Annotated in this window: 20 protein-coding genes and 1 pseudogene; 7 read left to right on the top strand and 14 right to left on the bottom strand. The window is 66.1% G+C overall.

The features are described from left to right. Window positions 1–16: 16 nt before the first annotated feature. From NMQ14_RS06235 to bioB, 4 genes and pseudogenes are all read right to left on the bottom strand, one after another. On the bottom strand, window positions 17–3,106 hold the full coding sequence (locus NMQ14_RS06235; RefSeq protein ID WP_257094436.1) for an ExeM/NucH family extracellular endonuclease: 3,090 nt from the start codon (window positions 3,104–3,106) through the stop codon (window positions 17–19). A gap of 311 nt (window positions 3,107–3,417) precedes the next feature. Next, window positions 3,418–4,420 (bottom strand): annotated as a pseudogene (locus tag NMQ14_RS06230) (MFS transporter). Between the two features lie 225 nt (window positions 4,421–4,645). After that, entirely contained in the window at window positions 4,646–5,539 is an 894-nt protein-coding gene (locus tag NMQ14_RS06225; RefSeq protein WP_257094434.1) for a methyltransferase domain-containing protein, read from the bottom strand. A gap of 26 nt (window positions 5,540–5,565) precedes the next feature. Further along, entirely contained in the window at window positions 5,566–6,546 is a 981-nt protein-coding gene (bioB, locus tag NMQ14_RS06220) for a biotin synthase BioB (RefSeq protein WP_257094431.1), read from the bottom strand. 71 nt (window positions 6,547–6,617) lie between these two features. Between bioB and NMQ14_RS06215 the strand changes: the two genes are divergently transcribed. Beyond that, window positions 6,618–7,325, top strand: coding sequence for a ComF family protein (locus NMQ14_RS06215; protein ID WP_257094429.1), 708 nt, complete (start codon window positions 6,618–6,620; stop codon window positions 7,323–7,325). Window positions 7,326–7,377: 52 nt separating this feature from the next. Continuing rightward, window positions 7,378–7,860: a tRNA (cytidine(34)-2'-O)-methyltransferase gene (locus NMQ14_RS06210; RefSeq protein WP_257094427.1), complete on the top strand. Its 483-nt coding sequence runs from the start codon at window positions 7,378–7,380 to the stop codon at window positions 7,858–7,860. A gap of 6 nt (window positions 7,861–7,866) precedes the next feature. Here the strand turns inward: NMQ14_RS06210 and NMQ14_RS06205 are convergent, their stop codons facing one another. From NMQ14_RS06205 to NMQ14_RS06185, 5 genes are read right to left on the bottom strand one after another with little or no spacing between them, the layout of a single operon-like run. After that, a complete protein-coding gene (locus NMQ14_RS06205; RefSeq protein WP_257094426.1) occupies window positions 7,867–8,859 on the bottom strand; it encodes an NAD(P)H-dependent glycerol-3-phosphate dehydrogenase in 993 nt (330 codons plus the stop codon). A 16-nt stretch (window positions 8,860–8,875) separates the two neighbouring features. Beyond that, window positions 8,876–9,322 carry an SH3 domain-containing protein gene (locus NMQ14_RS06200; RefSeq protein ID WP_257094425.1) on the bottom strand — a complete coding sequence of 149 codons (447 nt, stop codon included), beginning with the start codon at window positions 9,320–9,322 and terminating at the stop codon, window positions 8,876–8,878. Beyond that, entirely contained in the window at window positions 9,322–9,801 is a 480-nt protein-coding gene (secB, locus tag NMQ14_RS06195; RefSeq protein ID WP_257081907.1) for a protein-export chaperone SecB, read from the bottom strand. The genes NMQ14_RS06200 and secB overlap by 1 nt, the downstream gene beginning before the upstream one ends. Window positions 9,802–9,842: 41 nt before the next feature. Then, window positions 9,843–10,100, bottom strand: coding sequence for a glutaredoxin 3 (gene grxC, locus NMQ14_RS06190; RefSeq protein WP_257094424.1), 258 nt, complete (start codon window positions 10,098–10,100; stop codon window positions 9,843–9,845). 4 nt (window positions 10,101–10,104) lie between these two features. Next, window positions 10,105–10,515: a rhodanese-like domain-containing protein gene (locus tag NMQ14_RS06185; protein ID WP_257094423.1), complete on the bottom strand. Its 411-nt coding sequence runs from the start codon at window positions 10,513–10,515 to the stop codon at window positions 10,105–10,107. A gap of 266 nt (window positions 10,516–10,781) precedes the next feature. On the opposite strand from NMQ14_RS06185, the gene gpmA reads away from it, so the two are divergent. The 5 genes from gpmA to NMQ14_RS06160 all read left to right on the top strand — a co-directional run bounded on the left by gpmA (window position 10,782) and on the right by NMQ14_RS06160 (window position 15,573). Continuing rightward, window positions 10,782–11,600: a 2,3-diphosphoglycerate-dependent phosphoglycerate mutase gene (gpmA, locus tag NMQ14_RS06180; RefSeq protein ID WP_257094422.1), complete on the top strand. Its 819-nt coding sequence runs from the start codon at window positions 10,782–10,784 to the stop codon at window positions 11,598–11,600. Then, window positions 11,597–12,823 carry a peptidoglycan DD-metalloendopeptidase family protein gene (locus NMQ14_RS06175; RefSeq protein WP_257094421.1) on the top strand — a complete coding sequence of 409 codons (1,227 nt, stop codon included), beginning with the start codon at window positions 11,597–11,599 and terminating at the stop codon, window positions 12,821–12,823. Before gpmA ends, NMQ14_RS06175 begins: the two co-directional genes overlap by 4 nt. A 33-nt stretch (window positions 12,824–12,856) precedes the next feature. Then, window positions 12,857–14,245: a S41 family peptidase gene (locus tag NMQ14_RS06170; protein ID WP_257094419.1), complete on the top strand. Its 1,389-nt coding sequence runs from the start codon at window positions 12,857–12,859 to the stop codon at window positions 14,243–14,245. 86 nt (window positions 14,246–14,331) lie between these two features. Continuing rightward, a complete protein-coding gene (locus NMQ14_RS06165) occupies window positions 14,332–14,793 on the top strand; it encodes a hypothetical protein (protein ID WP_257094417.1) in 462 nt (153 codons plus the stop codon). Between the two features lie 27 nt (window positions 14,794–14,820). Continuing rightward, entirely contained in the window at window positions 14,821–15,573 is a 753-nt protein-coding gene (locus NMQ14_RS06160; RefSeq protein ID WP_257094416.1) for a molybdopterin-synthase adenylyltransferase MoeB, read from the top strand. 45 nt (window positions 15,574–15,618) lie between these two features. On the opposite strand, the gene NMQ14_RS06155 is transcribed toward NMQ14_RS06160, so the two are convergent. From NMQ14_RS06155 to NMQ14_RS06135, 5 genes are all read right to left on the bottom strand, one after another. After that, the gene (locus tag NMQ14_RS06155) at window positions 15,619–16,941 is read right to left on the bottom strand and encodes an NAD(P)/FAD-dependent oxidoreductase (protein ID WP_257094414.1); all 1,323 of its coding nucleotides are present in this window, start codon (window positions 16,939–16,941) and stop codon (window positions 15,619–15,621) included. A gap of 109 nt (window positions 16,942–17,050) precedes the next feature. Further along, entirely contained in the window at window positions 17,051–17,530 is a 480-nt protein-coding gene (locus NMQ14_RS06150) for a disulfide bond formation protein B (RefSeq protein WP_257094412.1), read from the bottom strand. An 81-nt stretch (window positions 17,531–17,611) separates the two neighbouring features. Continuing rightward, window positions 17,612–18,934 carry an ATP-dependent protease ATPase subunit HslU gene (hslU, locus tag NMQ14_RS06145; protein WP_257094526.1) on the bottom strand — a complete coding sequence of 441 codons (1,323 nt, stop codon included), beginning with the start codon at window positions 18,932–18,934 and terminating at the stop codon, window positions 17,612–17,614. 26 nt (window positions 18,935–18,960) lie between these two features. Beyond that, window positions 18,961–19,500: an ATP-dependent protease subunit HslV gene (gene hslV / locus NMQ14_RS06140; protein WP_069038550.1), complete on the bottom strand. Its 540-nt coding sequence runs from the start codon at window positions 19,498–19,500 to the stop codon at window positions 18,961–18,963. Between the two features lie 66 nt (window positions 19,501–19,566). Continuing rightward, a complete protein-coding gene (locus NMQ14_RS06135) occupies window positions 19,567–20,799 on the bottom strand; it encodes an anti-sigma-factor (RefSeq protein WP_257094408.1) in 1,233 nt (410 codons plus the stop codon). Window positions 20,800–20,885 lie beyond the last annotated feature (86 nt).

The following is a 20,885-nucleotide window of genomic DNA, read 5'->3' as shown; positions in this document are numbered from 1 at the left end:
TCCGGAACGTCAGGGTTCAGTAAAGGAAGGACGCGCTGCCCAGTTCGGCCGGCAGCACATTGCGCAGGGTCACCAGCGGACGCGCGGCGCCGCGACCGGCAGACCCGTCGGCGTCGAACAGCACCATCGTGTTCGGTCCGGTCTGGCGGACGATGATGTAGCCGCTGACCAGCGGGTCGCTGCCGGTCGTGACGCCGGCCAGCAGCTGTCGCACGTCGAGCCGATCCTGCTGCGGTTCGAAGTCGGTGATGGTGTCGAGCGCATCGCGCACGCTTCGATAGACGAAGGTGTCCGCGCCGTTGCCGCCGGTCAGCAGGTCAGCGCCTTCGCCGCCGGTGATGACGTCATCGCCCGGGGTACCGGTCAGCGTGTCGCGACCGGCGCCGCCGTTGATCGTGCGCAGCAGGTTCAGCCCGATGAGGACCGGGTCGTGGTCGGACGAGCGGAAAGCGGTCGGCGCGTACAGGTCCTGCGGCTTGAACTCGGTGTTGTAGTCGATCACGAAGGGCTCGTCGGTATTGATGTGCCACTGCGTGATGCCGCTCACCTTGCCGGCCAGCGCGGCGCTGGCCAGCGCATGGTCGAGCGCACCGCTTTCGCCGTCGAAGGTGTAGGTGTAGTTGAGATCGATGCCTGCAGCCAGGTCGCTCAGCCCGCCTGAGGTCAGTGCGAGGACGGGATCTTCCTTCGCATAGGCGTTCAGGTCGCCGATGACCAGCACGTCGGCTGCACCCCCCTGGCCCGGCAGTTGCTGAATGAAGGTCTGCAGCGCCGCCGCCTGCTGCACGCGCAGCGGATTCCAGCAGCCCTGACCGTCGCCCTGATCGGCCTCGACACCGGCAGCATCGCCGCAGGACTTCGACTTGAAGTGATTCACGATGACCGTGAAGCGCTCGCCATTGGCGGCGGCGAAGGTCTGCGCCAGCGGCGGGCGGTTATGGACCGTCGCCGTGTCGCTGATCGCACCGCCGACCGGCGTGACCTTCGCCGGCTTGTAGATCATGGCCTGGCGGATGGCGTCGGTGCCCGTGCCGCCGACCGGCAGGCCGACGGCAGCATAGACCGCGCCGCCGGCGGACGCATTGAGCGCGGCCACCAGATTGTTCACCGCGCCCTGGCCGTTGTTCTCGATCTCGATCAGGCCGACCACGTCGGCATCCATCGCCCGCAGCGCGGCGACGATCTTGTCGCGCTGACGGCTGAATTCCAGCGCGCTGTCGGCGCCGCGGCAGTCGCTGCGCGTGCCGGTCGGGAAGCACGATGCACCCGCCTGGTCTATCGTGCTGAAGTAGTTCAGAACATTGAAGCTGGCCACCCGTACATTGCCGCCGACCGCGGTCGGCGTGGCGGTGCGCGGATTGTCGCGGGTGAATTCCGGTGTCACCACAGGATGCAGCTTGTAGTCGCGTGGCCCGGTGCTCGACGCGGTGATCAGGCCATGGTCGATCACGCCGGTCAGACCGTTCACCGTGTCGCCGGCACGCAGCGTGTTGTCGGCGCCGATGAACGGAATCGGGTTCGGGTTCTGCGCGCTCGAGCCATCGTCAAGGACGATGCGGCGACGGGCGTTCTCGTCGCGCAGCGCAAGTACTTCGGCGCTGCCCGCCGGGTGACGGTTGGTCGGGATTTCCATGCGCCCTTCGGCCGACAGCGTCACCTGTCCGTAGCGACCCTGGAAGTAGTTCTGCGACACGGTGAGCGGCGAGGTGATGCGAACCAGCATGCCTTCGTAGCGCTCCAGTTCGCCCTCGAACGCTTCCGGCAGCACGATGTCGGTCGGCGTGATCGTCACGCCGCTGCCCAGCACCTGCACCGCGCTCGGCGACACCAGTTCGGTCACGGTATTGAATTCGGTGACGCTGGCCGTCAGGCGGATCCGCTGGCCGACGACGGCCGTGTTGCCCGGCGCGAACACGAAAATGCCATCCGACGTGCTCGCGTCGCCGTCGCCTGAACCGTCCTGCAGGTAATAGCCCGACAAACCGGGGAACACGGCACTGACGACGCCCTCGGTGGTGACGACCTGACCGTTCAGAGGACTGGCATCACCGCTGCCCTGGATAGCCGGGATCGGCACGATGGCGGCCGGCGCAGCGACCGTGATATCGACACTGCACGTTCCTTCCTGTGCCTCGTTGTTCGTGAAGCGCAGACCGATGCTGTACTGACCGGTCGCTGTACCTGCCGCGACGCTGACCTGCGCCGACGCGCTGCCACCGTCGGTCGTCGCCGGTGCGAAGCCGTCGACCGTCACACCAACCGGCGGGGTGCCGGTCAGCGAGAATGCCTCGACCACGCTGTCGGCGTCGCTGGCCGCCACCGTCACACTGCCTGCTTCGCCGGCCTGCAGCACAAGCGCCGGGCAGGTGGTCACGATGGGTTGATTCACCGCACCGCTGCCGCCGCCCTGTACCGATATGTTGTCGATGCCGACCCACTCGTCGTTGCCCGGCGCATTGGTCGTGATCACCCGCAGCTGCAGCAGCGGCTGGTTGTCGGCGTCGGCCGGCAGCGTCACCTGCACCGGCGTCACCTTGCCGGCCAGCGACGGGCCGTCGGTCGCGTCGGCGACATACGCCTCCGGCACATTGATGAAGTTGCCGCTGGCGCCGACGCGGTACTGCAGCGTCACCTGCTGCTGCGCGTTGTCGGCCGAGCCGTCAAGATCGCGCAGGTCGTAGCGCACGACGATGCCGCTGTGACCGGTGGTGTTCAGCGAAAGCAGGATGAACGGCGCATCGGCGGTGCCGGAGCCGGTCAGTGCGACGACCGGATCGGTCAAGTGGAATTCGGTGACACCACCGGTGCTGAAGGTGTTCGGATTGGTCTGGTTGGCATTCACATCGACCGGCGACGCTGTGCCATCGGCCGTGATCGTCTGCGGATCGACGCCGGTCGCGCTGGTCAGCTCGTCGCCGCGATAGCCGATGATGCCGGGCACACCGCTCCAGTCGTCATTGGCCGTGATCAGGCCGATGTTCGTCCAGTCCTGCACGAACGGAAGGGCCTGCGGCGTGGCATCGGCATGGGCAGCCGACGCGAACAGGCCGGCAACGGCGAGCGTCAAGGCAAGTCGGGGGGGCAGGATGCGGCCATTCGATGACATATGGATTCCTTCACGTGTAGCGTAATCGAAGCTGGCCGCCCGATGCGCGCGGCCAGAAAAGAAAGTCGGGCTGAAAATGATCGATGGAGGGATGACGACGCCAGGCAGCGCGGGCGGGTCGCCTCTGCAGCGCGGACGAAGCTTAGGAGGTGAACATGACCGGACCGTGGCCCGGAAAGTCTCCGGACTGGTCTGAACGGACTATGCCGCGCTGGCCGGACGACGCAGGGCCGTGAGTGCCCACAGCAGGCAACCTATGCCCAGCGTGCCGCAGGCGACGATCCATGCCACAGGGGATGTGATGCCCCCGGTCAGGTCCAGCACACCGCCGAACACCAGGGCGCGACGAAGCCGGCGCCGAAGCCGCCGAGCGAATACAGCGCCATCGCCGCGCCGCGCTGTGCCGCTGGCGCAGCATGCACAAGTCCGGCGGTCAGCGAAGCCGAATCCGCCATCACGGCGGTGTTGTACAGCGCCAGCACGCACAGCATGAGCCACCAGTGCAGCGCCGCCGACGCGCCGGCCAGCCAGCACAGCAGACCCGAGGCGATCATCATGGCGACGATCCAGCGCCGTCGCCCGACACGGCTGGCCATTTCGTTGCCCAGTATGCTGGCCGGCAGTCCGAGCAAATTGATCAGCGCCGCCGCTTCGGTCGGCGACAGCGCGGCCTGCGCCGACGACAGTCCGTAGGCGAAAGCGACGAAAGCCACCATCCACGACCGCAGGCCGAACGGTTCCCAGCAATGCACCGCGTAGCCGGTCACCAGCTGGCGCACCCGCAGGTGCGCCAGCACAGGTCCGAAACGCGGCAGCCAGTGCGCGTCGGCGGCACCGGGCGGCCCATGCGGCCCGGTGCCTGCAAACACGATGACGGCCGCCAGGAGGGGGCCGACCGCCATCAGCGCGATCGCGATCCGCCAGTCCATCAGATTGCCGAGGGCGTCGGCCAGCAGCAGCGACAGGCTGGTACCGATGCCGAAACTCGCGGTGTAGAACGCGATCGGTCAGCACGCGCAGGCCGGGCATGTAGCAGCCGGCAAGTCCGGCGCCGCACAGCGCCTGAAAGAAGGCGCCACTCCACACGCCCAGGGCGAACAGCGCGAAGCCCAGTGTTCCGCCTGCCATCAGAACGCAGGACGCCACATAAACGATGCGCGCATCGATGCGGTCGGTGACGCCGGACAGAAAGGGCACGGCCACCATGTAGCCGAAGAAGAAGGCGCCGCCGATCAGACCGGCTTCGGCACCGCTGAGCTGCCACACCCCGGCCAGCAGCGGCAGGAAGGACGGATAGGCGGCGAATCCCGTCATGCCCAGCGTCTCGGCAGCGCACATCAGCAGCGTGAGCCGGGCCGATGGCGACATGTTCAGTCGCCGTCCGCCGTCTTGCGCAGATCCGATTTGAGCCGGGCGCGGCTGGCCTTCTTGTCCTGCCGTGCGTGCTCGCCGCCCTTCTTCATCAGCGCCGCCGTGGCCAGGGGTTGCGCGGCTTCAGGCTGCGTCCCTTGGCGCTGACCCGCACGGCGTCCTTGCGCTTCATCGCCGGCGGCCGCGTTCGAACTGGATGATCGCGCGGCCGTCTTCGGCCTGGCGCGGCTCGCCGCGCCAGGCGTGGCCGTAGATGATTTCCATCGTTGCCGGCAGGCGGCCGTTGTCACGCAGCCGCAGCAGTGCATCATCGAGCCGCGCACGGGCACGCGGCGTCAGCAGTCCGCGCGGCCGCGCGGCCAGTGCGCTGAAACCGCCGGTATCGGCCAGATCACGGTACAGCGCGGCCGGCGTGTCGAAGGTCAGCGTGATGTGTTCCATGTCCATCACCGGCTCGGCGAAGCCCGATTCGACCAGCATGTCTCCGACATCGTGCATGTCGATGAAGCGGTGCGCACGCAGCGGCAACCCGGCCTCAGCCAGCGCGCCACGCAGTTCGCGCAGCGTGTCCGGGCCGAGCATGGAAAACATGAACAGCCCGCCGACGCGCACGCAGCGCTGCACTTCACGCAGTGTCGCCGGCAGGTCCGCCTGCCAGTGCAGCGCCATGTTCGACCACACCATGTCGATGCTGCGCGGCGCAATCGGCAGCCGAGTGATATCGGCACGCACCAGCGCGGTCTGGCTGCCGCCCAGCACCCCTGGCAGCCAGCGCCGCCAGCGCGGCGTGCGGGCGGCTGCCCGCGCGAGCATGGCCGCCGAACGATCGATGCCTATCATCTGCATGTCGGGGTAGCGGGCGCGCAGCGGCTGCAGATCGGCGCCGGTGCCGCAACCCAGATCGAGCAGGCGTGCCGGCTTCAGCATGACCATATCAAGCCGCTCGGCCATGCGCCGGGCCACTTCGCGATGCAGTACCGCCGCGTCGTCGAACCGCGCCGCCGCACGCTCGAAGCGGCACGCCACGGCGCGCGCATCGAGTGCAAGGTCGGGCGGAACCACAGCGGAGATGGTCGTGCGCTCCGCGCTCAGACCGACCGGATACCGAGCCGCTCCAGCAACCGGCGATCGTTGTCGGCCTGCGGATTGCCTGTGGTCAGCAGCTTGTCACCGTAGAAGATGGAATTGGCGCCGGCAAGAAAGCATAGCGCCTGCATCTGGTCGTTCATCGCTTCGCGCCCGGCCGACAGACGCACGTGGCTCTTCGGCATCGTGATGCGGGCGCAGGCGATGGTGCGCACGAATTCGAACGGATCGAGATCAGGCGTATCGGCCAGCGGCGTGCCTTCGACTTTCACCAGATTGTTGATCGGCACCGATTCCGGCGGTGTGTCCATGCTGGCCAGCGTGGCGATCAGGCCGGCGCGACCGCGGCGCGATTCGCCCATGCCGACGATGCCGCCGCAGCACACATTCATGCCGGCTTCGCGCACCGCTTCCAGCGTGTCGAAGCGGTCTTCCTGCGTGCGCGTGCCGATGACGTCGCCGTAGAACTCCGGGGCGGTATCGATGTTGTGGTTGTAGTAATCCAGCCCCGCCTTCTTCAGCGTTTCGGCCTGGCCCTCGCGCAGCATGCCCAGCGTGGCGCAGGTTTCCAGACCCAGGCCCTTCACCGCCGAAATCATTTCGGCGACCGCTTCGACGTCTCGATCCTTCGGGCCGCGCCAGGCGGCGCCCATGCAGAAGCGCGTCGCACCGGCATCGCGCGCCGCGCGCGCGGCGGCCAGCACGTCCTCGACCGGCAGCAGGTCCTGGCTGGTCACACCGGTATCGTGGCGCACCGACTGCGGGCAATAGCCGCAGTCTTCCGGGCAGCCGCCGGTCTTGATCGACAGCAGGGTGGATCTCTGTATGGCATTGGGATCAAAATGCTCGCGGTGAACCTGCTGTGCGCGGAACATCAGATCTGAAAACGGCAGCGCGAACAGTGCTTCGACCTGCTCGGTGGTCCAGCGCTGGGGCACTTGCGAGCGCGAGGACGGCGGAAGATGGATGACTTGGGTATGCATGATGTGAAGTCTGGCGGGCGCGTCGGCGCCGAAACGGCGAAGCCGTCATTTTCCGCGAAAACGGCCTGCCCATGTTGCACCGCGTGATCGCCGCCGCGCGGGACGTTCGCAGACGATTGCTGCCGCAGGACTGCCGGCTGTGTGGCTTGCCATCGGGCGATGCGCTGTTGTGCACCGGATGCCATGACGAGTTGCCGCGCCTGCCCGCGGCACATTGCCCGGTCTGCGCGCTGCCGGTTCCGACCGCCGACGTGTGCGGACGCTGCCTGAAGCATCCGCCGGCGTTCGATGCAACGCTGGCGGTCTGGGCGTACGCGGAGCCTGCCGACCAGTTGATCCATGCGCTGAAGTTCCGCGCCCGCCTGCCGCTGGCCGGCTGGTTCGCACGCGAGCTGCATGCGCTCGGTCTGCCACCCTGTGATCTGCTGCTCGCCATGCCGCTGCATCCAAACCGGCTGCGTGAGCGCGGCTTCAACCAGTCGGTCGAGATCGGCCGCACGCTCGGCCGTCTCGGCCGACTGAACTTCGATGCCTTCGGTCTGGAGCGCCTGCACGATACGCCGCCGCAGCGTGATCTCGCGTGGTCGCAGCGACGGCGCAACGTGCGTGGCGCCTTTGCGGTGCGCACCGGGGTGGCGGGCCTGCATGTCGCCGTGGTGGACGACGTGCTGACCACCGGCGCCAGCCTGCATGAGGTCGCGCGCATGCTGAAGGCGGCTGGCGCGCTGACGGTGACCAATCTGGTGCTGGCGCGCACGCCGCGGCTGCGCGGCAAGTAGCGCCACCTGCGTCGCCGCGGCACAATCCCGCTCCCCGACCCGGCGCACGCCCATGTTCCACATCGTCCTGTACCAGCCCGAAATTCCGCCCAACACCGGCAACGTGATGCGGCTGTGCGCCAATGGCGGCTTCCGGCTGCATCTGGTGAAGCCGCTCGGCTTCGAAATCACCGACAAGCACCTCGCGCGCGCCGGCATGGACTACCGCGACCTGGTGAATGTGACGGTCCATGATGACTGGGCGGCCCTGTCGGACGCGCTGACGCTGCAGGCCGACGATCCGCGGCTGTACGCGCTGAGCACGCGCGGGCGCACGGCGCACACGGCACCGCAGTACCGCGCCGGCGACGTTTTCCTGTTCGGTCAGGAAACCGCCGGTCTGCCCGGTGCGCTGCTCGACACGGTGCCGGTCGCACAGCGCCTGCGCATTCCGATGCAGCCGGACAGCCGCAGCCTGAATCTGAGCAATTCGGTGGCCATCGTCGCCTATGAAGCGTGGCGCCAATGCAACTTCAGTGGCGCGGCGACGCCCTGAAACAGACTACAGCGGCGGCGTTTCCGCCTTCGGGTCACGCGACAGCAGGCGCTCGACCGCGTCGGCTGCGGCCAGCCGCCCGTCGAGCACCGCCGCCACCGCCTGCGTGATCGGCATGTCGACCTGCAGGCGCTCGGCGAGCGCAGCCGCCTCGCGCGCGGTCGGCACGCCTTCGGCCACATGACCCAGCGTGGTCAGCACCTCATCCAGCGAGCGCCCTTCGGCCAGCAGCAGGCCGACGCGCCGGTTGCGCGACAGGTCGCCGGTGCAGGTCAGGATGAGGTCGCCCATGCCGGCCAGCCCCATGAAGGTCTGGCTGCGGCCGCCGAGCGCCACGCCCAGGCGGGCGATTTCGGCCAGGCCGCGGGTGATCAGCGCGGCCCGCGCGTTCATGCCAAAGCCGAGTCCGTCGCACACGCCGGTGGCGATCGCCATGACGTTCTTGACGGCGCCACCGACCTCGACGCCGACCAGATCGTCATTGGCGTACAGGCGCAGCCGCGGACTGTGCAGTGACGCGACCAGCGCACTGACAAATTCGATGTCATCGCTCGCCACGGTGATGGCGGTCGGCAGGCCGCGTGCCACCTCGATCGCGAAGCTGGGCCCGCTGAATGCACCGCGCGAAACCTGCGCGGGCAGGATGTCCAGCGCCACCTGATGCGGCAGCAGACCGCTGCCGCTTTCGAAGCCCTTGCAGGCCCACAGCACGGCGGGCACCCCGCTGCGTGCCACCGCTTCGAGCGCCGCGCGCAGGCCGGCGATCGGTGTCGCGACCAGTGCCAGATCGCAGCCCTTCAGCGCAGACGCGGCGTCAGATGACACCGCAATGTCCGGCGACAGCGCAATACCGGGCAGATAGCGTTCGTTGCAATGTGTGTTGCGCAGCGACAGCGCGTGGGCCGCATCTCGCGTCCACAGCGTCACGTCGTGATCCTGCGAATAGGCGACAGCCAGCGCCGTACCCCAGGCACCGGCACCCATCACGCACAGCTTCATGTCGGCAAGATCCGGCTCACAGCCCCCAGACCTGGGAGATGCGCACGAAACCACTCTGGCCGTCACGATGCTTCACCTTCGCCCAGCCTGCCGGTGCGGCCTCGGTGAGCGGTTCCAGCAGCACGCGGCGTTCCGCTTCGAACACCAGCGGTGCGTCGTCTTCCGCACGGACCAGAACGCGCGCCCGCTCCGCGGTGACAATCACCATGCGCACGGGCACGAGCGAAGATGCCTCGACCCACGCAAGCATGCCGCCCGGCTCGCGTACCTTGACCCATCCAGTCTGACTGCGCACCACCTCGACCGGCGTGTGGCGCGCGATGACGAACTGCTGGCGCGCCTGCCGGGACGGCGCGTCGTACATGACCGCAACGTCCGACAGCGACCGGTAGTCGACGCCCGCCGCCTGTACCGCGAGCGGACAGACGAGGGCCACCAGTGCCGCACATGCGGCCTGCTTCATCACTGCACCGTGGCGCCGTTCTGGCCTTCGGGCGGCTGCTGCGTGCGTTGCTGGTAGATCGATTCGAAATTGACCGGTGCCAGCACGACCGGCGGGAAGCCGGCGCGATTGACCGCGTCCGACACGCTTTCGCGGGCGTACGGGAACAGGATGGTCGGGCAGGCGATGCCGAGGATGGGCTGGATGTCTTCGGTCGGCACGTTGCGGATCTGGAAGATGCCGGCCTGACGGACTTCAACCAGGAACATCGTCTTCTCTTCGAGCTTGGCGGTAACGGTGACGGTCAGCGTCACGTTGAACACGCCTTCCTGCACCGCCTTGCCTTCAGTCTGGAGCTGGATCTGCACGGTCGGATTTTCGCGGGTGAGGAAAATTTCCGGCGCGTTCGGGACTTCGAGCGACAGGTCCTTGACGTAGATCTTCTCGATGGAAAACACCGGGCCCGTGGGCTGTTGGGGTTGCACTGCTTCTTCGGCCATTTTTCGCTTCTCGGTTGGGGGTTAAGGCTGCAAAAACCGGCTCACGCCTGCAGCAGGGGGTCTAACTTGCCTTCGCGGTCGAGTGCATGCAGATCATCGCACCCACCCACGTGGTAATCGCCAATGTAGATCTGCGGCACAGTGCGCCGGCCGGTCCGCTCCATCATTTCGGAGCGACGGTCCGGATCGATGTCGATGCGCACCTTGTCGATGTCGGTCACACCCTTGCTCGTCAGCAGGCGTTCGGCCTGCGAGCAATACGGACAAAAGCCGCTTGTATACATCAGCACGCGTGCCATGGCATCACTTCTTTGTCAGCGGCAGGCTGGCCTGTTCCCAGGCTCCGATCCCGCCGTCCAGCGCAAAAACCTTCTCGAAACCCGCCTTGCGCAGCGCCGAGCAGGCACTCGCCGAGCGCTGGCCGCTGGCACAGACGACGATCAGCGGCCGCTGTCTGAACTTTTCCAGCTCGCCCAGCCGCTTCGCCATTTCGCCCGCCGGGATGTGCCGTGCGCCATTGATGTGGCCTTTTGACCATTCCGCCTGATCACGCACGTCAATCACCTGCGCGTCTTCGCGGTTGATCAGCTGGGTGGCCTGTGCCGGCGACAAGCGCGGGCCCGACACCTTCTGGCGAATGGTCAGGAAGATAAGTCCGGCACCGCTCATGAAAGCGGTGATGGCCCAGATGTAATTGGTCGTTACGAAGTCCATGGAGTCTGCAGGCAGCCAGTGTAAGAGTCGGAATGAAGTCGCGTGCCCGGGTGAGCGGGCCGTCGTGCGGAAGCATCCGACCATTTGATGCGCGTCGAAACGCGCAGGTATGTCGATTTTTTACCGGACCGCGAAATGCTTTTTCTGGGAAAATGTCGATTTTAGCCCAAGCGCGCGCGGCTCACCTACCGACCATGAATCAGTAGCTCAATGCTCCGCCGCAGGATGCCGCGCCCGACCCGATCCCACCCTACAGATCCCACCTCATGTACAAGCTCGTTCTGTTGCGCCATGGCGAATCCGTCTGGAACAAGGAAAACCGTTTCACCGGCTGGACCGACGTCGGTCTGACCGAGAAGGGCGAAATCGAGGCGCGCGAAGCCGGCCGCCTGCTCGCCCGCGAGTCCTACCGCTTCGATGTGGCATTCACGTCGGTGCTCAAGCGCGCCAACAAGACGCTGTATGTTGCGCTCGAACAGATGAACCTGATGTGGATTCCGATACGCCCGACCTGGCGCCTGAACGAGCGCCACTACGGCGCCCTGCAGGGTCTGGACAAGGCGCAGACGGCACAGCGCTTCGGCGAGGAACAGGTGCTGGCTTGGCGCCGCTCCTACGACACGCCGCCACCGGCGCTGGAAGAGGACGACCCGCGCCTCGACCGCAAGAACCCGCGCTACGCCGAAGTCCCGAACGAATGCTTCCCGCGCACCGAATGCCTGAAGGACACCGTGGCCCGCGTGCTGCCGTTCTGGAGCGCGGAAATCGCGCCGCAGATCAAGGCTGGCAAGAACGTACTCATCGTCGCCCACGGCAACAGCCTGCGTGCGTTGATCAAGTACCTGGACAACGTGTCCGAACAGGACATCCTCGGCCTGAACATCCCGACCGCACAGCCGCTGGTCTATGAGTTGGACGACGATCTGAAGCCGATCCGTCATTACTACCTGGGCGACCAGGAGGCCATCAAGGCCGCCATTGACGCCGTCGCCAACCAGAGTCGCGCCGTTCCACAGCGCCAGAGGCCACCGATTCCGGATACGGAGGAGGCGCAGACCGAGCAACGCCCGCCGTGGATGGAGTGACCGTCCGGTTCCTCCTTGCCCTGCTGTGCGCCCTGCCGCTGATCTCGCACGCTGAACGCGCGGTCCAGTCCAGTCCGGAACAGCTCAAGGCACTGCAGCAGCGCATGGAAGCGCTGCGTGACGAGTTGAACCAGTCCGAAAGCGCGCACCGCGAGGCGCGCGACGAATTGCGCAGTTCCGAAAAGGCCATCTCGGACGCCACCCGCGCGCTGCGCGACATCAGTCGGCAGCGCAAGGAAGTCGAGACGGCGCTCGCCCGCACGCGAGCCGACATCGCCACCGGCGAGACAACGCTGCAGCGCCAGCAGACACAGCTCGCACAACTGCTGCGCGGACACCAGCGCGCCGGCGAAGCCGATGCGCTGCGCCACCTGCTGTCGGGCACCGACCCGAACCAGAGCGCGCGCGACCTGCACTATCTGCGCAGCCTGTCGCGCAGCCAGCTCGCGCTGATGGACACCCATCGCGCCGCGCTGGCGCAGCAGCGCGAGTTGCTGGCGCAGCAGGACAGCCAGCTCGAACAGGTGCGCACACTTGAGGCGGAGCGCGAACGCGAACGCGAACGACTGGCCGCCGAAAACAATGTGCGCCGCAAGGTGCTCGAACGACTGGCCACCCAGTTGCGTACCGAACGTCGCGAACTGGCGACGCTGAAGCGCGACGCGGCGAGACTCGGCCGGCTGATCGAAGCCCTGTCGAAGAAAAGTGCGCGCACCGTGCCGCGCCCGGCGCCCGGCGGACCGCCCCCTTCAGATGACCCGGAACCCGCCCGCAACAAGGCGGACACGGGTCCGGTCGTGCAGTCGCTGCCGGTCGATCACGGCGGCCAGCCCTTCGTGAAGTTGCGCGGCAAACTACCCTGGCCGGCAAGTGGCGAACTTGCGCGCCGCTTCGGTGCCCAAAGCGCCGATGGCGGCACACCGCTGCGCGGCATCTTCATCCGCGCCGGTGCCGGCGACGTGAAAGCCGTGGCGGCGGGTACCGTGGTGTTCGCCGACTGGCTGCGCGGCTTCGGCAACCTGATCATCGTCGACCACGGTGACCATTACCTGAGCATCTACGGCAACAACGAAGCCCTGCTCAAAGGGGTGGGCGCGCGCGTCGGCAGCGGTGAGAACATCGCCTCGATCGGCAGCAGCGGTGGGGCTCTGGAATCGGGTTTATACTTTGAATTGCGGCATCAGGGACAGGCGCTGGATCCCTTGAAATGGGTTTCCCGCTAGATTTCCGGCCGATACACACGCGGAGTGCTTTCGATGCAAAAGAAGCTGCAGCAAACCGGCCTGATCATGATCGGGCTTTGTGCAGGCGTGCTGCTCAGTCTCAATTTCTCCGCCAATGCGAACAAGACGCCCGGCAGCAGCCTGCCGGTTGAAGAGCTCCGCCAGTTCGCCGATGTCCTCAATGCAGTCAAGGCCAGCTACGTCGAGCCGGTCGATGACAAGAAGCTGATCACGCAGGCCATCAGCGGCATGCTGTCAGGCCTCGATCCGCACTCCGCCTACCTTGACCAGGATGCCTTCAAGGACTTGCAGGCCGGCACCCAGGGAGAATTCGGCGGCCTCGGCATCGAAGTCGGCATGGAAGACGGTTTCGTAAAGGTGGTGTCGCCGATCGAGGACACCCCCGCGTTTCGCGCCGGCATCAAGTCCGGCGACCTGATCATCAAGCTCGACGACACCTCGACAAAGGGGCTGAACCTCAGCGATGCGGTCAAGCGCATGCGCGGCAAACCGAATACCAGCATCCGCCTGACCATCGCGCGCAAGGGCGAAACCAAGCCGATCGAAGTGACGCTGATGCGCGAAGTGATCAAGGTGCAGAGCGTGAAGTCCAAGCTGGTCGAGCCGGGCTACGGCTACCTGCGGCTGACCCAGTTCCAGGAGCAGAGTGCGGAAGATCTGGCCAAGCACATCGGCAAACTCTACAAGGACGGCGAGCTCAAAGGACTGGTGCTCGACCTGCGTAATGATCCGGGCGGTCTGCTGCACGGCGCGGTCGGCGTGTCGGCCGCCTTCCTGCAGCCGAAGGCGCTGGTGGTGTCGACCGACGGTCGTACCGATGACGCGAAGCGCCGCTTCATCGCATCGCCGGAAGACTACCTGCGCGGCAGCCGCGACGACTTCCTGCAGAGCCTGCCGGCGGGTGCCAAGTCGGTGCCGCTGGTGGTGCTGGTGAATTCGGGTTCGGCGTCGGCTTCGGAAATCGTCGCCGGCGCGCTGCAGGACCACAAGCGCGCCGTCATCATGGGCACGCAGACCTTCGGCAAGGGCTCGGTGCAGACCATCATGCCGCTGACCAACAATACGGCGATCAAGCTGACCACGGCGCGCTATTACACGCCGAATGGCCGCTCGATCCAGGCCAAGGGCATCGTGCCGGACATCGTCGTCGAGGAAAGCGCGAACGGCAGCAGCGGGTTGCGCCTGCGCGAAGCTGATCTTGACCGTCACCTCAACAACGACAAGGACGTGGAAATTCCCGCCATGCCGGCTGATGCAGGCGCCAAGAGCAAGGCAGCGCCTGCGAAGGACGAAGAGGACGACAAGCAGGCCGCTCCGTTTGAATTTGCGACCAAGACCGATTACCAGTTCACGCAGGCGCTGAATCTGCTGAAGGGCCTGCAGATCATGCAGAAGAACTGAGCCGCGACCGCGATCTCGCGGTCCGGCCAGCGTGTCCGACGGCCCGCATGCGGATCGTCGGACTCACCGGATTGAGGAGCTGAATGATGGCCGCGCATGCAAGCCAGCGTCGTTTCGGTCGCGAACACCGCGCCCCGCGCAAGCCGGGCTACGGCCCGCAGGCCGGCCTGATGAAGCACCGTGAAGTGCGCTTCAGCCTGCGCAGCTACGAGCGGATCGATGAGGCGAGCCGCTTTCTGACCGCCCACGGCAACATTACTGTCACCGGTCGCCGCGGTCGTGCGCTCGCCATCGAATACAGCCTGGCTGAGCACAGTTTCCGCAGCATCGAACGGCTGCTCGACGAGAACGGCTTTCACACCGACACCGGGCTGGTGATGCGCATCGTGCGCTCGCTGCTGCACTTCTGCGAAGACACCCAGCTGCGCAACCTGCGGCAACCGGAACGGCTGATCAAGAAATCGAACGAAATCTATGTCAAGGCCTGGCAGCATCATCCGCACGGCGACCATGACGACACGCCGACCGAACTGCGCGACTACCGCTGACACCGCACGGCGGCAACCTTATCTGCAATGAACGACGAACAACTGCTGCGTTACAGCCGGCACATCCTGCTGGACCCGATCGGCATCGAAGGACAGGACAGACTGCTCGCCTCGCGTGCCCTGATCGTCGGCGCCGGTGGTCTGGGCTGCCCGGCGGCGCTGTACATGGCGGCTGCCGGTGTCGGCACGCTGGTGATCGTCGACGATGACGAGGTCGATCTGACCAATCTGCAGCGGCAGGTGCTGCACCGGCAGCATTCGGTCGGACGGGCCAAGGTCGAGTCGGCGCGAGAGGCGCTGCACGACATCAATCCGGGCATCGAGGTGATCGCGCTCAAGACCCGGCTGGCCGGCGACGCCTTGCGCGAACAGGTCGAGGCGGCCGACGTGGTGCTCGACTGCAGCGACAATTTCGCCACCCGCCATGCCATCAACCGCGCCTGCGTGGCCGCGCGCACGCCGCTGGTGTCCGGCGCTGCGATCCGTTTCGACGGTCAGGTGTCGGTGTTCGACAGCCGCAACGTCGACGCGCCCTGCTACCACTGCCTGTTTCCGGAAGGCGGCGACGCCGACGAAGTGCGCTGCGCGGTGATGGGCGTGTTTGCGCCGCTGACCGGCATCATCGGCTCAATGCAGGCCGCCGAAGCGCTGAAGCTGCTGGCGCACACCGGTCAGTCGCTGGCCGGCCGGCTGCTGCTGCTCGACGCCCTGGGCATGGAGTGGCGCAGCATCACGCTTCCGCGCGACCCCGCGTGCGAAGTGTGCGGCCCCCGGACCTGACCCGCCCGGCTTCCGCCCCCTTGCACCTTGAATCTCGATCCTGCCTCAATGCAGCTTGACGTGCGGCTCCGTGCTGCGCTTGATGATGCGCGCCAGCGCGTCGATCGAGCTCTTGATCCAGCCGTGCAGCGCGATCTGGTGCATCTGGTACAGCGAGCGGTACATCACGCGCGCCACCAGACCTTCGATGAACATGCTGCCGCCGATGATGCCGCCCATCAAATTGCCGGTTGCGCCGGTCTTGCCCAGTGACACCAGCGAGCCGAAGTCCTTGTACTTGAACGGGCCGGGATCGCCCTTGCCGAACAGGCGCATGTCGAAAATCTTCACCAGATAGCTGGCCTGCTGGTGTGCAGCCTGGGCACGCGGCGGAATCGTGCCTTCGCCGTCCAGCCAGACGCACGCCGCACAGTCACCGAAGGCGAACACGTCCGGGTCTCGCGTGCTGGTCAGGTGATCATCCACCACGAGCTGGTTGATGCGGTTCGATTCCAGTCCGCCGAAACCGGCAAGCATGTTCGGCGCCTTGATGCCGGCCGCCCACACCATCAGGTCGGCACGGATGAACTGGCCGCTGGCCGTGGCCAGACCGTCCTTGCTCACCTCGCTGACCCGTTCGGACTTCAGTACGTCGATGCCCATCTTCCTGAGCAGGCCTTCGACCGAGGCCGAAATTCGCAGCGGCAGCGCCGGCAGCACGCGTTCGGCCGCCTCGATCAACGTGATCCGGACGTCCTGCCGCGGGTCCATGCTGTGCACCCCGAAAGCCCGCAACACCTTGCTGGTGTGCCGCAGCTCGGCCGACAGCTCGACGCCGGTTGCGCCGGCACCGATGATGGCGATCGAAACCTGGTGCGGCTCACCGCGCTCGGCGCGCGCATCGGCACGCATGCAGGCGGCCACCAGCTTCTGCCGGAATCGTTCGGCGTCATGTGTCGAGTCGAGCGCCATCGTGAATGCGTCGGCGCCCGGGATGCCGAAGGTATTCACCGTGCTGCCGACGGCGATCACCAGATAGTCGTAATGCAGCTCGCGCTCCGGCAGCATGGGGTCACCGTCGAAGTCCGGCACCGCCTCGATGTGGATGGTCTTGCGTTCGCGGTCGATCGCCGTCATGCGGCCAAGCTGGAACTCGAAGCTGTGCCAGCGCGCCTGGGCGACGTATTCGAGCCGGTGCATGTGCATGTCCATGCGTCCGGCCGCGACTTCGTGCAGATGAGGCTTCCAGATGTGGATCGGCGATGCATCGACCAGCACCACGTCGGCCATACCCTTTTCGCCGTAGCGGTCACCAAGACTGGTGACGAGTTCGAGACCGCCTGCGCCGCCGCCCACTACCACGATGACGGGTTTCTTCTGATGATTCATAGTGTCCGGAAGCAGAAAGATTGATGCACGCGGATTGTGCATCAGCAACCGTCGCTTGTGCTCGGCACCCGTCCGGATGCTGCACAAATGGAACAGCCGGTGCGGCCGCTCAGTGCCTGCGCCACGAAAGCAGCACGGCGGTCAGCGCCAGAGCCACCAGCCACGCGAGCGACCACTCCGGAATGTCGAGCCCGAAGATCGGCGGCAGCCTTGCGCCGCAGGCGCCGTCCGCGAAGAACAGTTGCGGCAGCCATTGCGCGGGCGGCAGGCTGTTGACGAAATCCTCGACCGGATCGAGACCGCAGCTGACCGACGGGTGGTACAGCACATAGACATGCCGACCGGCAATCGCAGCGCCCGCGCCGGCAACCAGCGCCGCCAGCCACAGCCCGCTGCGCGACAACGCTCCGCCGAACAACGCGCTCAGCAACAGGAACAGGCCGGTTCCGGCAAAGGCGTAGCGCTGCAGGATGCACAGCGGGCACGGCGCCAGGCGTTCGACGTGCTGCAGGTAGAGCGCATAGGCAACGAGGCCGAAACAGAGATAGGACAGGACGAACAGCAGGCGGGTACGGGCGATCGGGGTCATCGGACGCTCAGGTAGACGGACAGGCGGACCTTCAGGCAGAAGCTCGGGAAGACGGAAAGAGCGGTACGCACCGGTGTGCGCTCAAAGCACATAGCGGGCAAGATCTTCGCTCTGCGACAGTTCGCCCAGGCGGACGTCGACATAGGCGGCATCGACGGTCAGTGCGCTGTCGTGCCGGCCGGCGTCGAAGGACACGTCTTCCAGCAGCTTTTCCATCACTGTATGCAGGCGGCGCGCGCCGATGTTCTCGGTGCGCTCATTCACCGACCAGGCGACTTCGGCCAGCCGGCGGATACCGTCGGCGGTGAAATCCAGCGTGACGCCATCGGTGCCCAGAAGTGCACTGTACTGGCGCGTCAGGCAGGCGTCGGTGGCGGTCAGGATGCGTTCGAAATCCTCCACCGACAAGGATTCGAGTTCGACCCGGATCGGGAAGCGGCCCTGCATTTCCGGGATCAGGTCGCTCGGGCGCGACAGGTGGAAGGCGCCACTGGCGATGAACAGGATGTGATCGGTCTTCACCATGCCGTACTTGGTGCTGATGGTCGTGCCTTCGACCAGCGGCAGCAGGTCGCGCTGCACGCCCTGGCGCGACACGTCCGCACCACCGTGCTCCGATCGCGTGGCAATCTTGTCGATCTCGTCGAGGAACACGATGCCGTGCTGCTCGACCGCGACCCGCGCCTGCTGCTTCACCTCGTCCTCGTTCACCAGCAGGGCAGCCTCCTCGTCGGTCAGCACACGCATCGCTTCCGCGATGGTCATGCGGCGCCGGCTGCGGCGCGGATTGCCCATGTTCTGGAACATCGATTGCAGCTGACCGGACAGTTCCTCCATGCCGGGCGGCGTCAGTATTTCCATCGACTGCGCGGACTGCGCGACCTCGATGTCGATCTCCTTGTCGTCCAGTTCGCCCTCGCGCAGCTTCTTGCGGAATTTCTGCCGCGTGCCGGATTCTTCAGCCGGCGGCGCGTCGGTGCCGAAACCGGTCGGGCGGGCCGGCGGCAGCAACACGTCGAGAATGCGGTCTTCCGCGGCGTCCTCGGCGCGCGTGCGCGACGCCTTCATCGCGCGCTCGCGCAGGTCCTTGATCGCGATTTCCATCAGGTCGCGGATGATGCTGTCGACGTCACGCCCGACGTAACCCACTTCGGTGAACTTGGTCGCCTCGACCTTGATGAAGGGCGCGTTGGCCAGTCGCGCCAGTCGGCGCGCGATCTCGGTCTTGCCGACACCGGTCGGCCCGATCATCAGGATGTTCTTCGGCGTGATTTCGGTACGCAGCGGTTCGGCCACCTGGGCGCGGCGCCAGCGGTTGCGCAGCGCCACGGCAACCGCGCGCTTGGCGCGCGTCTGCCCGACGATGTGTTTGTCCAGTTCGGACACGATTTCGGAGGGCGTCATGGTGTGGCTGGAAGCGGCAGTATTCATCACCATTCGATCACTTCGATGGTGTGGCTCTGGTTGGTGTAGATGCACAGGTCACCGGCGATGCCGAGCGACTTCGAAATCACGTCGCTGGCGGACAGTTCGGTGTTTTCGATCAGCGCGCGGGCGGCGGCCTGGGCGTAGGCGCCGCCGGACCCTATGGCAACGATGCCGCCTTCCGGTTCAAGCACATCGCCGTTGCCGGTGATGATCAGCGACGATTCGCGATCGGCCACGGCGAGCATGGCTTCCAGCCGGCGCAGCATGCGATCGGTGCGCCAGTCCTTGGCCAGTTCGACCGCGCTGCGCAGCAAATGCCCCTGATGTTTCTCCAGCTTGGTTTCGAAACGCTCGAACAGCGTGAAGGCGTCGGCCGTACCGCCGGCGAAACCGGCCAGAATGCGGCCCTGATACAGGCGACGCACCTTGCGCGCCGTGGACTTGACGACGATGTTGCCGAGCGTGACCTGACCGTCGCCGCCGAGCGCAACCTGCCCCGGACGGCGCACCGAAAGGATGGTCGTGCCGTGAAACTGTTCCATGCCTGATCCTGATGAAGCCGAGAGGTCGCGTACTTTACCCCTGCGGGTGCGACCAAGTGGGTCGATTCAGAAATGCCTCTGCTGGATTTCCGCCACCGCAGCCACGCCGATCAACACGAACAGCGCTGCAATCATCGGACGCACCTCGACGAATCGCGGTTGGCGACCGGTGGCCTGCACGGCCGTGATCACGTTGAACAGCAGGCCGGCACTGATGAAATCCATGCGCTTCAGATCGCAGCATTCGACCTTCAGCACACCCGGCGGATGATCGCCGGCCGTGAGCACGGCGAAGGCATCCTGCCTGGCACCGGTGATTTCGCCCTGCAATGCCACCGCCTGCTTGCCGACAGACTTGACCGGTTCAGGCGCCGACGGCAGCAGCGTGGCCGACACCCAGCGCGCATCCCATGACGGCGGTGACTGTTCGAACGTCACCGCGTACTGAATGGCAAATTCCTCGAAGGTTGCTTCATCGCCCAGCTGTTGCAGCGCTTCCAGATAGAGCAGCCATTGTTCTGGCAGCGCCGCCGTGCCCGGAATGACGCGCGGTGCCAGAAGATCCCGCAGGTGCGCGACATTGATCATCGCCACTCGATGCCCGCTGCGCCGGACCTTCACCAACGCCTCGGTCAGCATTCTCGCGCCATCCTCGTCCACATCCTGCACCCGGGCGGTGTCCAGCCTGAGCAGCGGCGTCTTGCACGCGAGGCGGTCGAACTGGTCGATCATCGCGCGGCTGGCCTCGGACAGCTTGCCGGACAAGGTCAGCGTCGGCGGGCCGTTGGCCGCGCCCCTGGACGGACTCGCCGGCCAGGTCGGCGCCGAGCGCTCGAAACGTTCGGCGTAGGCCAGCGCATGCGCTTCGAAGGCGTCGCAGCGACCGAGCGCGTGGCACAGATCGAACAGCATCGCCCACACCTGCTCGGCAGAACTACCCAGATCGTCGAAGGTGGCGCGCTCGAGCGCATTCAGCGCGGCTTCATCCTCACCGTTGGCAAACAGCATCGCCGCTTCTTCGACCACCGGATGCAGTCCGCTGGCAACGTCCTGCACTTCCAGCTCGCCCTTGCCCATGCGGCGCGCACCTTCGAGTGGGTCGCGCGAGATGAAGTCGAGCGATATCAGGCCGCCGGACGGCGACACACTCGGCGAAACGCTGAGCGGCCCGCTCGCTGGCGCGCTCGGGGGCGGCGCGCTCTGAGGTGGACGCGACGCCGTGCCGCCACGGGCGGGCTGCACGGGTTTGCGCGTCTCGACCTGCGGCGCAGGTGATTTCTTGAAGAATGAAAAGGCCACGGGAGAAAGATATCGGGTCAACCCGAAGGGTTAACGGCACCGCATGCACAAAATCGATACAGATCTTTACTTTACCCCGCAAACCC

Source organism: Methyloversatilis sp. XJ19-13 (assembly GCF_024580155.1).
GTDB lineage: Bacteria > Pseudomonadota > Gammaproteobacteria > Burkholderiales > Rhodocyclaceae > Methyloversatilis.
The sequence above is the reverse complement of the archived record's forward strand: the minus strand, read 5'-3'. Positions and strand labels throughout refer to the sequence as shown.

What these genes read in the sequence shown, in the direction of transcription:
- hslU (WP_257094526.1), bottom strand. Translation starts at nt 18,934, where the DNA reads ATGACGCCCTCCGAAATCGTGTCCGAACTGGACAAACACATCGTCGGG.
- NMQ14_RS06205 (WP_257094426.1), bottom strand. Translation starts at nt 8,859, where the DNA reads ATGAAGCTGTGCGTGATGGGTGCCGGTGCCTGGGGTACGGCGCTGGCT.
- hslV (WP_069038550.1), bottom strand. Translation starts at nt 19,500, where the DNA reads ATGGAACAGTTTCACGGCACGACCATCCTTTCGGTGCGCCGTCCGGGG.
- NMQ14_RS06200 (WP_257094425.1), bottom strand. Translation starts at nt 9,322, where the DNA reads ATGAAGCAGGCCGCATGTGCGGCACTGGTGGCCCTCGTCTGTCCGCTC.
- grxC (WP_257094424.1), bottom strand. Translation starts at nt 10,100, where the DNA reads ATGGCACGCGTGCTGATGTATACAAGCGGCTTTTGTCCGTATTGCTCG.
- bioB (WP_257094431.1), bottom strand. Translation starts at nt 6,546, where the DNA reads ATGCATACCCAAGTCATCCATCTTCCGCCGTCCTCGCGCTCGCAAGTG.
- NMQ14_RS06150 (WP_257094412.1), bottom strand. Translation starts at nt 17,530, where the DNA reads ATGACCCCGATCGCCCGTACCCGCCTGCTGTTCGTCCTGTCCTATCTC.
- NMQ14_RS06235 (WP_257094436.1), bottom strand. Translation starts at nt 3,106, where the DNA reads ATGTCATCGAATGGCCGCATCCTGCCCCCCCGACTTGCCTTGACGCTC.
- NMQ14_RS06160 (WP_257094416.1), top strand. Translation starts at nt 14,821, where the DNA reads ATGAACGACGAACAACTGCTGCGTTACAGCCGGCACATCCTGCTGGAC.
- NMQ14_RS06170 (WP_257094419.1), top strand. Translation starts at nt 12,857, where the DNA reads ATGCAAAAGAAGCTGCAGCAAACCGGCCTGATCATGATCGGGCTTTGT.
- NMQ14_RS06210 (WP_257094427.1), top strand. Translation starts at nt 7,378, where the DNA reads ATGTTCCACATCGTCCTGTACCAGCCCGAAATTCCGCCCAACACCGGC.
- NMQ14_RS06215 (WP_257094429.1), top strand. Translation starts at nt 6,618, where the DNA reads ATGTTGCACCGCGTGATCGCCGCCGCGCGGGACGTTCGCAGACGATTG.
- secB (WP_257081907.1), bottom strand. Translation starts at nt 9,801, where the DNA reads ATGGCCGAAGAAGCAGTGCAACCCCAACAGCCCACGGGCCCGGTGTTT.
- NMQ14_RS06155 (WP_257094414.1), bottom strand. Translation starts at nt 16,941, where the DNA reads ATGAATCATCAGAAGAAACCCGTCATCGTGGTAGTGGGCGGCGGCGCA.
- NMQ14_RS06185 (WP_257094423.1), bottom strand. Translation starts at nt 10,515, where the DNA reads ATGGACTTCGTAACGACCAATTACATCTGGGCCATCACCGCTTTCATG.
- gpmA (WP_257094422.1), top strand. Translation starts at nt 10,782, where the DNA reads ATGTACAAGCTCGTTCTGTTGCGCCATGGCGAATCCGTCTGGAACAAG.
- NMQ14_RS06165 (WP_257094417.1), top strand. Translation starts at nt 14,332, where the DNA reads ATGGCCGCGCATGCAAGCCAGCGTCGTTTCGGTCGCGAACACCGCGCC.